Source organism: Rhodanobacter lindaniclasticus (assembly GCF_004799035.1).
GTDB classification, from domain to species: Bacteria; Pseudomonadota; Gammaproteobacteria; order Xanthomonadales; family Rhodanobacteraceae; genus Rhodanobacter; species Rhodanobacter lindaniclasticus.
In genome coordinates this window covers 1-13,048 of the sequence record NZ_MWIO01000031.1, presented here as the reverse complement: position 1 = coordinate 13,048, position 13,048 = coordinate 1, and the positions used below count along the sequence as shown (strand labels likewise).

Annotated in this window: 9 protein-coding genes; 7 read left to right on the top strand and 2 right to left on the bottom strand. The window is 64.8% G+C overall.

All coding sequences use genetic code 11. From position 1 onward, the window contains the following. Positions 1-31: 31 nt before the first annotated feature. Positions 32-652: an XrtA/PEP-CTERM system exopolysaccharide export protein gene (locus B1991_RS11725; RefSeq protein WP_136258871.1), complete on the bottom strand. Its 621-nt coding sequence runs from the start codon at positions 650-652 to the stop codon at positions 32-34. Positions 653-807: 155 nt separating this feature from the next. Between B1991_RS11725 and tviB the strand changes: the two genes are divergently transcribed. Further along, the gene (gene tviB, locus B1991_RS11720) at positions 808-2,085 is read left to right on the top strand and encodes a Vi polysaccharide biosynthesis UDP-N-acetylglucosamine C-6 dehydrogenase TviB (protein ID WP_136258870.1); all 1,278 of its coding nucleotides are present in this window, start codon (positions 808-810) and stop codon (positions 2,083-2,085) included. Positions 2,086-2,149: 64 nt separating this feature from the next. Continuing rightward, positions 2,150-3,172 carry an NAD-dependent epimerase gene (locus tag B1991_RS11715; protein WP_136258869.1) on the top strand — a complete coding sequence of 341 codons (1,023 nt, stop codon included), beginning with the start codon at positions 2,150-2,152 and terminating at the stop codon, positions 3,170-3,172. A 49-nt stretch (positions 3,173-3,221) separates the two neighbouring features. Here the strand turns inward: B1991_RS11715 and B1991_RS11710 are convergent, their stop codons facing one another. Then, entirely contained in the window at positions 3,222-3,437 is a 216-nt protein-coding gene (locus tag B1991_RS11710; RefSeq protein ID WP_136258868.1) for a twin transmembrane helix small protein, read from the bottom strand. 59 nt (positions 3,438-3,496) lie between these two features. On the opposite strand from B1991_RS11710, the gene B1991_RS11705 reads away from it, so the two are divergent. From B1991_RS11705 to B1991_RS11685, 5 genes are all read left to right on the top strand, one after another. Beyond that, positions 3,497-4,225 carry an SURF1 family protein gene (locus B1991_RS11705; RefSeq protein WP_136258867.1) on the top strand — a complete coding sequence of 243 codons (729 nt, stop codon included), beginning with the start codon at positions 3,497-3,499 and terminating at the stop codon, positions 4,223-4,225. A gap of 34 nt (positions 4,226-4,259) precedes the next feature. Next, positions 4,260-4,832 carry a hypothetical protein gene (locus tag B1991_RS11700; RefSeq protein ID WP_136258866.1) on the top strand — a complete coding sequence of 191 codons (573 nt, stop codon included), beginning with the start codon at positions 4,260-4,262 and terminating at the stop codon, positions 4,830-4,832. Further along, complete coding sequence (locus B1991_RS11695; protein WP_136258865.1) at positions 4,832-5,995, top strand: COX15/CtaA family protein; 1,164 nt, start codon at positions 4,832-4,834, stop codon at positions 5,993-5,995. Before B1991_RS11700 ends, B1991_RS11695 begins: the two co-directional genes overlap by 1 nt. A 1-nt stretch (position 5,996) precedes the next feature. Beyond that, a complete protein-coding gene (locus tag B1991_RS11690; protein WP_136258864.1) occupies positions 5,997-6,899 on the top strand; it encodes a heme o synthase in 903 nt (300 codons plus the stop codon). A 135-nt stretch (positions 6,900-7,034) separates the two neighbouring features. Next, the gene (locus B1991_RS11685; RefSeq protein WP_136258863.1) at positions 7,035-12,869 is read left to right on the top strand and encodes a hypothetical protein; all 5,835 of its coding nucleotides are present in this window, start codon (positions 7,035-7,037) and stop codon (positions 12,867-12,869) included. The last annotated feature ends 179 nt before the right edge of the window (positions 12,870-13,048 follow it).

Sequence of the window (13,048 nt, the reverse complement as noted above, 5' to 3'; positions counted from 1 at the left end):
GTGGATCGACTCATGTGCCTGTGCCGGCAGCTCAGAACGCCCGCTGCGGCACGGTGATGACGTCCCCAGGCTGCACCGGATAGTTGGTTGTCAGGTTGCCTTTCTGCAGGATGCTGTCCAGCCGGATCGCGTACGACTGCGTGCCTTCGCCGGACTTGCGGTACAGCTCGGTGCGGTCGGGCGCGGCGAACTCGGTGGTGCCGCCGGCGGCCAGCACGGCGTCGAGCACGGTCATGCCCTGGCGGTAGGGGATCGACACCGGCGTACGCACCGCGCCGGTGACGCGCACGCGGGAAAGGTATTCATGGCTGCGCAGCGAGGTGAGGATCACCGCCACCTGGGGGTCGCGCACGTAGGCCTGGAGCCTGTCCTTGATCTCCGCGGCGACCTGTTCCGGGGTGCGGCCGCCGGCCTGGACGTCGCCGATCAGCGGCACCGTGATCATGCCGTCGGGGCGCACTGGTACGCTCACGCTCAGGTCGGGGTTGTGCCACACCGATACCTGCAGCTGGTCGTCCACACCGATATGGTAGACGGCGACCGCCTGGGCCTGGGGGTTTACCGTCGGCGCCTGCGTCGAACCCGGCCCGGTGGCACATCCGGCGAGCGCAAGCAGCAGGCAGAGCAGGAGCAAGCGGTAGAACGATTTCATGGCAATCCCCCCGATTGTCTTTCAGAATGTGAAGAATATCACGGCGAACCAGGCGGCAACCGGCTAGGCAAACAGGGCGTGCGGATCACGTCGGGTGGGTAGTTTGCCCCGCCCGCGAGGGGCGCTCAATCATGGAAATCACGGGATAGTTACGTATGCAACAGTTGGAATACACCAGGATCGCCATCGTCGGGCTGGGCTACGTCGGCCTGCCGCTGGCGGTGGAGTTCGGCCGGCGCTACGACACGGTCGGTTTCGACATCCGCGCGGCGCGGGTGGACGAGCTGCGCGCCGGCCACGACCACACGCTGGAGGTTGATGCCGCCGAACTGGCAGCGGCCACCCGCCTGCGCTTCAGCGCCGAGCTGGACGGCATCCGCGAGTGCAACGTCTACATCGTCACCGTGCCCACCCCGATCGATGTGGCCAAGCGCCCCGACCTGACCCCGCTGGTCAAGGCCAGCGAAAGCCTGGGCCAGGTGCTCAAGCGTGGCGACATCGTGGTGTATGAATCCACCGTCTACCCCGGCTGCACCGAGGAAGTGTGCATCCCGATCCTGGAGCGTGTCTCGGGGCTGGTCTACAACCGCGACTTCTTCGCCGGTTACAGCCCGGAGCGGATCAACCCGGGCGACAAGCAGCACCGGGTCACCAGCATCCTCAAGGTCACCTCCGGCTCCACCCCCGAGGTGGCCGATTTCGTCAACCGGCTGTACGGCTCGATCATCACCGCCGGCACCCACCAGGCCAGCTGCATCAAGGTGGCCGAGGCCGCCAAGGTGATCGAGAACACCCAGCGCGACCTCAACATCGCGCTGGTCAACGACCTGGCCAAGCTGTTCAACACGCTGGGCATCGATACCCTGGAAGTGCTCGAGGCGGCCGGTACCAAGTGGAACTTCCTGCCGTTCCGGCCGGGCCTGGTCGGCGGCCACTGCATCAGCGTCGATCCGTATTACCTCACCCACAAGGCGCAGGAGGTGGGCCACCACCCGGACGTGATCCTGGCCGGCCGTCGCACCAACGACAGCATGGGCGAGTACATCGCCGGCCAGGTGGTGCGGCTGATGGTGCGCAAGGGCATCAACCCGGTGCACGCACGCATCCTGGTGCTGGGGCTGGCCTTCAAGGAGAACTGCCCGGACCTGCGCAACACCCGCGTGGTGGACATCGTGCAGGCGCTGCGCGGCTACAACACCGAGGTGGACGTGTTCGATCCGTGGGTCGACGCGACCGAGGCGAAGCACGAATACGGCCTGGACCTCATCGACGCGCCCGCCGCAGGAAGCTACGACGGCATCGTGGTGGCGGTGGGCCACCGCCAGTTCGCCGCGCTGGGCAGCGCGGGCATCCGCGCCTTCGGCAAGCCGTCCAGCGTGCTGTACGACGTCAAGTACGTGCTGCCGCGCAATGAGGTCGACGGCCGGTTGTAGACCTGCGCTGCACGTTGCGACTGCGTATCATGGGCGGGTTTTCCCCGCCGCAGGCCGCTTCCGCATGAAAGTCCTCGTCACCGGTACCGCCGGCTTCATCGGCTCCCACGTCGCCATGCGCCTGCTCGAGCGCGGCGACGAGGTGATCGGCATCGACAACCTCAGCGACTACTACGACGTGGAGCTGAAGAAGGCGCGGCTGGCGCGCTTCGCCGAGCGCCCGGGTTACCGCCACGAGCCGGTCGATCTCTCCGATCGTGCGGCGATCGAGGCGGTGTTCGCGCGGCACAAGCCGCAGCGGGTGATCAACCTGGCCGCCCAGGCCGGCGTGCGCTACGCGGCGCAGAATCCGCACATCTACGTGTCGACCAACGTCACCGGCTTCCTGCACGTCATCGAGGGCTGTCGCCACCACGACGTCGAGCACCTGGTCTACGCCTCGACCAGCTCGGTATACGGCGCCGACACCAGCATGCCGTTCTCCGAGCACCAGTCGACCGAGCATCCGCTGACGCTGTACGCGGCCTCGAAGAAGGCCAACGAGATGATGGCGCACAGCTACGCGCACCTGTACGGCCTGCCGTGCACGGGGTTGCGTTTCTTCACCGTCTACGGGCCGTGGGGCCGGCCGGACATGGCGCTGTTCCTGTTCACCCGCGCGATCCTGGCCGGCGAGCCGATCAAGGTATTCAACCACGGCCACCACAAGCGCAGCTTCACCTACGTCGACGACATCGTCGAGGGCGTCGTGCGCACGCTGGACAGGATCCCCGGCAAGGACCGCGGCTGGGACGGCAGCGCACCCGACCCGGCCAGCAGCGGCGTGGCGCCGTACCGCATCTACAACATCGGCAACGAGCAGCCGGTGGAGCTGCTGCGCTACATCGAGGTGCTCGAACAGTGCCTGGGCCGCAAGGCGCAGATGGAGATGCTGCCGCTGCAGGCCGGCGACGTGCCGGACACCGAGGCCGACATCTCCGACCTGATCGCCTCGGTCGGCTACCGGCCACGGGTAGGCGTGGAGGAGGGCGTGGCGAATTTCGTGCGCTGGTATCGCGAGTACTACCGGGTCGACGGGCAAGCCTGATCGAGGTGGCGCGCGCCGCGGCAACGCCGGGGCGGCGCAACCGCTACAATTACGGGCTGACGCCGTGCGGGTGCAGCCAGCCCATCCAGATGCCCAGGATGACCATGCCGATCAGCACCAGCGACAGGCCGATGCGACGGGTCAGTGCCCATACCGTGCGTCGGTCGTCGTCCTTGTCCTTCATCATGAAGAACAGCGCCTGGCCGAGGTTGAAGATCACCACCAGCAATACCACCACCAGCGCGACTTTGTAGATGGTTTCCACGTGACCGGTCCGAACGATTTCGACAGCGGCAGTATAGCCACCCGCGGCAGCCGCACCGCGTGAACGGTTTTCGCCGTCCGTCATGGTGGGCGTTGTTGCTGACGGTGGCCGGCGCCTTGCTGTTTCTGCGCCTGGGCGTCTGGCAACTGCATCGCGCCGACTTCAAGGAATCGCTGCTGCGTCGCTATGCCGCAGCGGAAACCGCTGCTCCGCAGGACTTCGCCAAGGTGGCCGCCACGCCGCCGGCGGACAGCTTTCCGCGCGTGCAGGTGCATGGCCGTTACCTGGCCGACCGGCTCTACCTGCTGGACAATCCGAAGCACGACGAGCGCGGCGGCGTGGAGGTGTTCGCGCCGTTCGAACTGGCCGGGCACGCACCGCTGCTGCTGGTCGACCTGGGTTTCCTGCCTGGCAGCGGCAACGGCAAGACGCCGCAGCTGCCGCCGCTGCCGTCCACGCCGGTCGCGTTGCATGGTTTGTACGTGCCGCCGCCGCCGACCGGTTTCGAGATGGGCGGCAACGCGCTGGCGCGACAGACCCATTGGCCGAAGCAGAGCATCTACCTGGCGATGGGCCAGGTCGCCGCCGACCTCGGCCGGCCGTTGTATCCGCGCGTGCTGGCGCTGGATGCCGATGCCTCGTCGATCTACGCCCGCGAGCACACGCTCGACCTCTCGATGCCGCCGGCGCGACATCGCGCCTACGCGTTCCAGTGGTTCGCCTTCGCCGTCGCCGCGGTGGTGATCCTGCTGGTGCTGCACCGCAAGCGCCCTCCGCGCGGGCGATGATGACCCCACCGATGCCTTGTGATGACTGTCCACGATGAACACTGCTGAGCCCAACCGCACGCGCAAGAGCCGCACCCACCTGTTGCTGATCGCGCTGGTGTTCCTGGCACCGATGATCGCCGCCGGTGTGCTCACCCTTGCCGGATGGCAGCCGGGCACCAAGGGCAACGGTCAGCCGATCGTGCCGCAGCGCAATTTCCTCGACGAGCACCTCCGCGTGGTGCTGGCCGACGGCGGCGATTACGCCTGGCGCGACAGCGAGCCGCGAATGACCCTGGTGGCGCTGGCCGGCCCGGATTGCGCCACGCAGTGCCTGGCCACACTGACCGCGATGGCCAAGGCGCGGGTGATGCTGAACCACAAGCAGGATCGCCTGCGCCTGCTCTACCTGGGCACGCCACCTGTCGATGCGGCGGCACGCGCGGCGATGGCGACGTACTGGCAGACCGGTCGCGACATCGACGGCAAGCTCGATGGCTACCGGCCGGCCACACCCGACAGCGTCGGCGCGCTGCTGGTGGAATCCAACGGCACCGCGCTCTCGTTCTATCCGCCGGGCTTCGACGCTGCCGGCTTGCTGCGCGACATGCGCAAGGTGATCAAGTGATGTCGGCACGCCAGCGGAAGTTACTGCGCGGCCTGTCGCTGCTGGCGGCGCTGTTCGCGTTCGGCCTGGTGATGTTCGGCGCCTTCGTGCGGCTGTCCAACGCCGGGCTGTCCTGCCCGGACTGGCCCACCTGCTACGGTCAGGTCACCTGGCCGCAGCACGCGCAGGCGGTGGCGCATGCCGACGCAGCGTTCCCGGATCGCCCCTACGAGGCGCACAAGGCCTGGCGCGAGCAGGTGCATCGCTTCCTCGCCGGCACGCTGGGCGTGATGGTGCTGGTGCTGGCGCTGGCCGCCGCGTGGCGTGACCGGCGCGTGCGCGCGATGGTGGTGCTCGGCGCGATATGCGCCGCGATCGGCGTGAGCATGTACATGCGCGGCGAACACGTGTTTTCCTCGGTGCTGGCGGGGGTGGCGATCGCGGCACCGCTGGTCGCTGCGTGGCGATCGGGTGGCAGCGGCGCGCGGCGGATCAGCGTGCTGGCGTTCGCGGTGATCGTGTTCCAGGCCATGCTCGGCATGTGGACGGTCACCTTGCTGCTGAAACCCGTGGTGGTCACCAGCCACCTGCTCGGCGGCATGCTCACCTTCGGCCTGCTCTCATACGTGGCGCTGCGCTTCGCCGGCGTTGCCGCGCCGGACCAACGGCTGGCCGGGCTGCGCACCCTGGTGGTGGCGGGCGTGGTGTTGCTGGCGTGCCAGATCGCGCTGGGTGGCTGGACCTCGTCCAACTACGCGGCGCTGGCCTGCGGCTACGGCCCGGGCTCGTTCCCGCAGTGCCTGGGCCAGTGGGCGCCGCCGACCGATTTCCATGAGGGCTTCATCCTGTGGCGCGGCATCGGCGTCAACTACGAAGGTGGCGTGCTCGACATGGCCGCGCGCAGCGCGATCCAGATCGCGCATCGGATCGGCGCGCTGGTGGTGTTCTGCTACCTCGGCTGGCTGGCGTTCAAGGCGGCGCGTCGGGGTTTGCGCGTGCACGCGCTGGCGATCGCGCTGATCCTGCTGGCCCAGGTCACGCTGGGCGTCAGCAACGTGTATTTCGGCCTGCCGTTGGCGGTGGCGACCGCGCACAATGGTGTGGCGGCCTTGTTGTTGTTTGCCTTGCTGGCCACATTGGCGCGCACGCAGGCGATTGCGCCGATGTCAGAGGAGTCCCCTTAAGATGGAGTTGATCCGCGAATACATGCAGCTGACCAAGCCGCGCATCGTTGCGTTGCTGGTGTTCTGCGCGGTGATCGGCATGTTCCTGGCCGTGCCCGGGATTCCGCCGTGGCGCGCGCTGGTGTTCGGTACGTTCGGCATCTGGCTGGCCTCCGGTTCGGCCGCGGCGTTCAACCACCTGATCGACGAACGGATCGACAAGCTGATGGCGCGCACGGCGCGCCGCCCGCTGGCCACCGGCAAGCTCACCGCGCACCAGGCGCTGGTGTTCGCGGTGCTGATGGGGATTGCCTCGATGCTGGTGCTGGCCCTGCTGGTCAACACGCTGACCGCGCTGCTCACCTTCGGCGGTCTGATCGGCTACGCGCTGGTCTACACGCGCTACCTGAAGCGCGCCACGCCGCAGAACATCGTGATCGGCGGCCTCGCCGGCGCGATCCCGCCGGTGCTGGGCTGGACCGCGGTCACCGGCGAACTGCATGCCTTCGCGCTGCAGCTGTGCCTGATCATCTTCGTGTGGACGCCGCCGCACTTCTGGGCGTTGGCGATCTTCCGTCGCGACGACTACGCCCGCGCCGGCGTGCCGATGCTGCCGGTCACCCACGGCGTGGTCTACACCCGCTGGCAGGTGCTGTTCTACACGATCCTGCTGGTGCTGGTGACCCTGCTGCCGGCGATCACCGGCATGAGCGGGCTGCTCTACCTGGCCGGCGCGATCGTGCTCGGCGCGGGATTCCTCTACTATGCGATCCGCCTGCTCAACCCGCCCGACGAGCTGTACCCGATGAAGGTGTTCAAGTATTCCATCGTGTACCTGATGGCCTTGTTCGCCTTCCTGCTGCTCGACCACTGGCTGGTCGACCCGCTGCTGCAGCATGGGGCGATGCTGCGGCAGATCGGTTGAACGGCAAACCGATTGCAGGAGGGCTTTCGTCGATTGTGGGTTGACTCCATGGCCACTCAAGCGTAAGAACGCCTGCGGGAATGTGCGTTGCAATGTCGGGGAAATCGTCCCCGGGGCGCACGCAAGGGGGCAGGGATGAAAGTTTCGCTTGGGCAGGTGGCGATATCGAGCCTGAAAGGGTTCTGCTGGCTGGCATTCCCGTTGTTTGTTTCTGCGACGCTGCCGGCGTTCGCGCAGAGCTCCGGCCAGGACGGCGTCGAGCCATGGGTGGAATATCACAAGCAAATCGAGGGCGCCGAGCATATGGCTGCTCTCGACGAGGGCTTCTCAGGCGAAGCCGTCAGCTTGTACGACGGGGCGACGACCTTTTCGGTTGCAGATATTGCCGTGCCAGGAAATTTCGCCCTTCCGGTACAACTCGTTCGGCGTATTTCGATCGAGTTGCAGGTCCAAGGCATAAACACTACCGACATATCGTTGGGTGGCGCTGGAAATTGGGACGTGGATGTGCCGTACATGGCGGCCACGTATCCAGTCACGCCCAGCAACCCGAGTACGAATGGTTGGCCAACACAGCGATGCTCTGGAACCAGCGTGCCCGCTCCAGAGCTTGGTCCTACCCATGCATTTTGGGGGTCGGAGGCGTGGTCCGGCGTCAGCGTCCATATTCCCGGCAGGGGCGACTCCAAGACGCTTGCGGTGAATGCGTCGGTTCCGTTGCCGACGACTGGTGGGCCATATTATCTGACGACTCCCGAACGGGACGCGCTCGCCTGCATTCCAATGCAAGCCGGATTGTCCGGCGAAGGGTTCAGACTGACTACCGCATCCGGGATTCGTTACTATTTTGATGTAGGCATCGCACGCGTCGCGCCAACGCTTAGAAAAATGTCGCTGACCGCTGGTACCGTGGTGTATTTGCAGCGCAATCAATACTACCTTCTCGCAAGCAAGATCGAAGACCGCTTCGGCAATACGGTGCAGTTTTCGTACAACGCCGCGGGGCACCCGATGCGAATCTGGGCCAGCGACGGGCGTGAAATATCGCTTGCCTACAACGGCAATCGGCTGGTATCAGCGACAAGCGACAGCCGCACCTGGCACTACCAATATGACGCGGCGGGCAATTTGAAGCAAGTGGTATTGCCTGATGGCACCGATTGGCAATACACGTACACAGGGACATTGAAGCCGCCGATGCCCCTGCCGGAGGAAAGCCTTCTAAATTGCCGGTTGCCGCCCTCCATCATCAACGTCGAATACACGCTCGCCGCGAAAGGCCCGAGTGGCGCCACCGCAAACTATCGTTTCAAAAACATGCGCCATGGGCGAAGTGGCGTGAACGTAAACGAATGCGTGAACTCGGGAACGACGGAGAATCCCGTCAACTCGCTGCGGGTGGGGAACTTCTTCGATGTAATGAGCTTGACCCAGAAAACAATCAGTGGCCCAGGTCTGCCAACGGCGACATGGGGCTACAACTATGGGGAACACAGCATCGGGGAGGATATGTGGGGTCATCCTCATCAGCCTTACCAGTACCCTTGCACGACCTGCGCGTTGGACAAGACGGTTGTCGTATCTGAGCCGGATAAATCCCAGCGTCGTTATCGGTTCGGATTTGAGTATGCGTTCAATGATGGACGGCTGCTTCAGACGGATATTCTGCGCTCTGACGGTAGCGTCATTCGTACCCAGACAAACGACTATCTCGCCGAGTCGGCCGTTTCAACTCAATCCTTTTATTCCCAGTACGGCGACCTCTTGGGTGGCATAGGCGATCCGGCCACGGCACATGTTCGTCCCACCGTCCAATCGGAGACTACTCAGGACGGCGTAACGTTCACCAACACGGTCACCGGTTTCGACTCTTACGCGCGAGCAACCCAGCAAACCGAATCCAGCAGCCTGGGTTACAGCCGGGCCACCCAGACCACGTACCACGACAACACCAGCAAATGGGTGTTGGGCCAAGTCGCCGAACGCAAAGTCAACGGCATCACGACGTCAGCGGCGACCTTCGATAGCGCGACCGCTCTGCCTCTGACCCATTCCGTGTTCGGCGTGTTGAAGCAGACCTTGACCTGGAACGGCGACGGCACGATTGCCACCGTCAAGGACGGCGATGACAACATCACGGCGGCGTCGAGCTGGAAACGGGGCATTCCTCAAGTCATCAATTATCCCGATAGCTACAGCGAATCCGCCGGAGTCAACGACGCTGGCTGGATCACGTGGGTCAAGGATCAAAATGGCCACACCACCAACTATGGCTACGACCCCATGGGTCGACTGGCCAGCATCACCTACCCGACTGGTGATGAGGTGGCATGGAACCAGACGTTGCTTTCCTTCGTTCCGGTGAGTGGCAGCGAGTACGGCATCCCGGGTGGCCATTGGAAACAGACCGTCCATACGGGCAACGGCTATGAAGTGACCTATTTCGATGCCATGTGGCGCCCGTTGGTGACGGAACGCTACGACAGCGCCAACAAGGCCGCCACACTCAGTCAGGTTGTACAGCGTTACGACACGACCGGCCGCAAGGTGTTTGCGTCTTACCCGATCAACAACCTTGCCAGTTACGCCACGGTCAACGCCGGCAGCCACACCAGTTACGACCCGCTCGATCGGGTAACCGCCGTTCAGCGGGATTCGGAACTGGGCACGCTTGCGACCACCACCGATTACCTGTCCGGATTCAAGACCCGGGTTACCGATCCCAAGAACCACGCCACGACGACGGCCTTCATGGCGTTCGATCAGCCCACGACGGATTGGCCGGTGCGCGTCGACGCACCCGCAGGGATTACGCAGACGATTGCGCGGGATGTTTTCGGCAGTCCCACGTCGATCACACAGTCCGGCCTGTACGGTACCGAGAACAACACGCTCACCAAGACGCTGACCTATGACAGCCACCATCGCCTGTGCCGAACGACCGAGCCGGAGAGCGGCAGCGAAGTGATGGATTGGGATGGGGCGGGCAACTTGCTGTGGAGCGCCGCAGGGCTCGCCATCAGCGGCACAGGGTGTGGCCAGGAGCAGGTTGCCGCTGCAGCCAGAACTACGCGCACCTACGACGCGATGAATCGCGTCAAAACGATCCTGCCACCAGCAGGCACACAAAGTACCAGCTATGACTATGACCCGGCAGGACCCATGACTCGGGCCGTCGCCTCGGGCATCAGTACCTGGAATGGCAACTACAACTTCCGCGGCATGCTCACTGACGAGAGCTTGCAACTGGTGGGCCAGAGCACCTGGACCATCGGTTACACGCACGACGCCAACGGCCATGTCAGCTTGGTGCAATATCCTGACGGCGAGAACGTCAGTTACGCCCCCGATGCGCTGGGTCGCCCGACCCGCGTGGGCAATTACGCCACGGGCATCGGTTACTTCCCCAATGGGGAGGTAAGCCAGTTCGTATACGGCAATGGCGCGGTCTACCTTGCCGAACAGAATGCCCGTCAGTTGCTCAGCAACTTCACCTACGGCGTGCGCAGCATGCCGCAGCTGAGCGAGGACCTGACCTATGACCCGAACGGCAACATCACCTCGGTAGCCGATCTGGCGGGTGGACCGCGCAACAAGAGCTTCGGCTACGACACGCTCAACCGGCTGAAGAGTGCGACCGCCAATGGATTATGGGGCACGCAGGCGTTCACCTACGACGCCCTCAACAACCTACGCACAGTGCAGACCAACGGCCAAACTGCCGTCTACCACTACGACACGAGCAACAAGCTGGCCAGCATCAGTGGCGCCGCGACAGTCACTTACTCCTATGACGCCTGGGGCAACGTCCAAACCAAGAACAACACGACGCTGCGGTTCGACCAGAAGAACCAACTCACGCAGATCCTAGGCGTGAACACTTATGCCTACGACGCCGCCGGCCGTCGCGTCAGCAAAACACCGACGACCGGAAGCCCGACCTATTACTTCTACAGCCAAGCCGGCCAGCTGATGCATCAGGTCGAGCTCGGCAGCGCCCGAGCTACCAACTTCATTTATCTCGGCCGCAAACTGCTTGCGAAGAACGCAACGATAAGTCTGGGCGCATCGGCCACCATCGGCTTCAGCAGCAATCCCAACAACGGCAGCTATACGGTGAACTGGGGTGCCGTGCCCGGAGCGACCAGCTATGTGCTGCAGGAGAGTGCCAATGGCGGTACCTGGACCACGGTATACAGCGGCAGCGCTCCCAGTGCGGCACTGAGCGGACGGGCCGGCGGCAGCTACGTCTACCGGGTGGAGGGTTGCATCGGCACCACGTGCGGCGCGTTCACCACCTCCGCCACGCTGGGCGTAACCCCGACGCTGCCCGTCGTGACCGTGCCCACCGGTATCGTCAATGGTGCCTATACGGTGAGCTGGACCGCTCCGGCCACTGCGACTGCCTACGCGGTGCAGGAGCGCCTCGGCAGCGGCGCCTGGACCACCATTGCCAGCGGCACGCCGGCCACCTCCATCAGTCGCCCGGGCACCGCCAGCGGCAGCTATACGTATCAAGTGGCCGCCTCCAACGCCCATGGCACGCGTGGTTGGGCGGCATCCAGTGCAGTGACCGTCAATACCGACTACGGGGTGGTACCGAGTCCCTTGCCGAGCTACACCGTGCCCGCGACCAATTCGACCGGCGGTGTCACGCTGAGCTGGACTGCGTCGGCCCCGGTCACCCTGTACACGCTGCAGCACAGCAGCAACGGCGGCACCAGTTGGAGCACGGCTTACGCCGGCCTGGCGACCAGCGCGGCGCTCTCGGGGTTGGCCGATGGCAGCTACACCTATCGGCTGCAGGCATGCAACGACACGGAAGGCAACTCGGTATGCACGGCGTGGGTCGCGGCCGGTCCCATGGTGGTGACGCACCCACCCACCACGGCGCCAACGTTGAGCGTACCGACGAGCAGCACCAACGGCAGCTACACCGTGAGCTGGGGCAGCGTGAGCCTGGCGACCAGCTATACCTTGCAGGAGCAGACCAACGGCGGCGGCTGGGGCACGATCCAGAGCAGCGCGGCTACCAGCAAGGCCATCAGTGGCAAAGGGAACGGCAGCTACGGCTATCGGGCACAGGGTTGCAACGTCGGTGGCTGTGGCCCCTGGAGCGTGACCAAGAGCACGACGGTCCTGCTGCCGCCGCCCGTGCCGGCAAGTATTTCCGTGCCGGCCACGAGCAGCGGCAGTATCGCAGTGAGCTGGTCGGGCAGTGCCACGGCGACCGGCTACACCTTGCAGCAACGCCTGGGCAGTGGAAGCTGGAGCAGCGTCTACACTGGCGCGGCGACGGCCAGCACGCGCACGGTGATCACGAGTGGCAGCTACACCTATCAGGTGCAGGCGTGCAACGCGAGCGGCTGCAGTGCGTACAAGGCCAGCAGCGCGGTGACGGTAACGATCCCGCCAGCCAGTGCGCCGAACCTGAGCGTGCCGGCGACCAGCAACAGCGGCAGCTATACGGTGAGTTGGGGTGCGGTAAGTGGTGCGACCAGCTATACGCTGCAGGAGGAGGTCAACGACGGCGGCTGGAGCACGGTCCAGAGCAGCGGCGCGACCAGCAAGGCATTCAGCGGCAAAGGCAACGCCAGCTATGGCTACCGGGCACAGGCCTGCAACGCCGGGGGTTGCGGAGCCTGGAGTGCCGTTGACACGATCGCGGTGACCTTGCTGCCTGCCGCCCCTGCCACGGTGACGGCACCTTACTCCGTGCTCGGGAAGCCTTACAGCATCACATGGTCCGCCTCGGCGACAGCCACCTCCTACAAGGTGCAACGCACCAACCTGGACAATGGCAGCGTCGCGATCGTGGCGACGACGGCGGCAACCAGCGCCTCGATGCCAACCCCCACCACAAGTCAGTTCCTCCAGTACGCCGTACAAGCGTGCAACGCCGGCGGATGCTCCGCATTCAAGAACGCCTCCAACCCGACGCAGGCCAACCCGCCCGGGCCGATCGAGTGAGGAGCATGGACATGGATATCCAGATCAAAGGGCGGGCCACGCACAAGGCGATCGCATATGCGTTGGTGCTGCTGATGCTCTGGTTGGGCGGAGTCGCTCATGCCGGCACGGTGACATATGTCTACACCGATGCGCAGGGCACGCCGCTGGCCGAGGCGGATGCCAGCGGCAACATCACG

Coding starts and splice junctions, on each gene's coding strand:
- B1991_RS11725 (WP_136258871.1), bottom strand. CDS start 652: ATGAAATCGTTCTACCGCTTGCTCCTGCTCTGCCTGCTGCTTGCGCTC.
- tviB (WP_136258870.1), top strand. CDS start 808: ATGCAACAGTTGGAATACACCAGGATCGCCATCGTCGGGCTGGGCTAC.
- B1991_RS11715 (WP_136258869.1), top strand. CDS start 2,150: ATGAAAGTCCTCGTCACCGGTACCGCCGGCTTCATCGGCTCCCACGTC.
- B1991_RS11700 (WP_136258866.1), top strand. CDS start 4,260: ATGAACACTGCTGAGCCCAACCGCACGCGCAAGAGCCGCACCCACCTG.
- B1991_RS11695 (WP_136258865.1), top strand. CDS start 4,832: ATGTCGGCACGCCAGCGGAAGTTACTGCGCGGCCTGTCGCTGCTGGCG.
- B1991_RS11690 (WP_136258864.1), top strand. CDS start 5,997: ATGGAGTTGATCCGCGAATACATGCAGCTGACCAAGCCGCGCATCGTT.
- B1991_RS11685 (WP_136258863.1), top strand. CDS start 7,035: ATGAAAGTTTCGCTTGGGCAGGTGGCGATATCGAGCCTGAAAGGGTTC.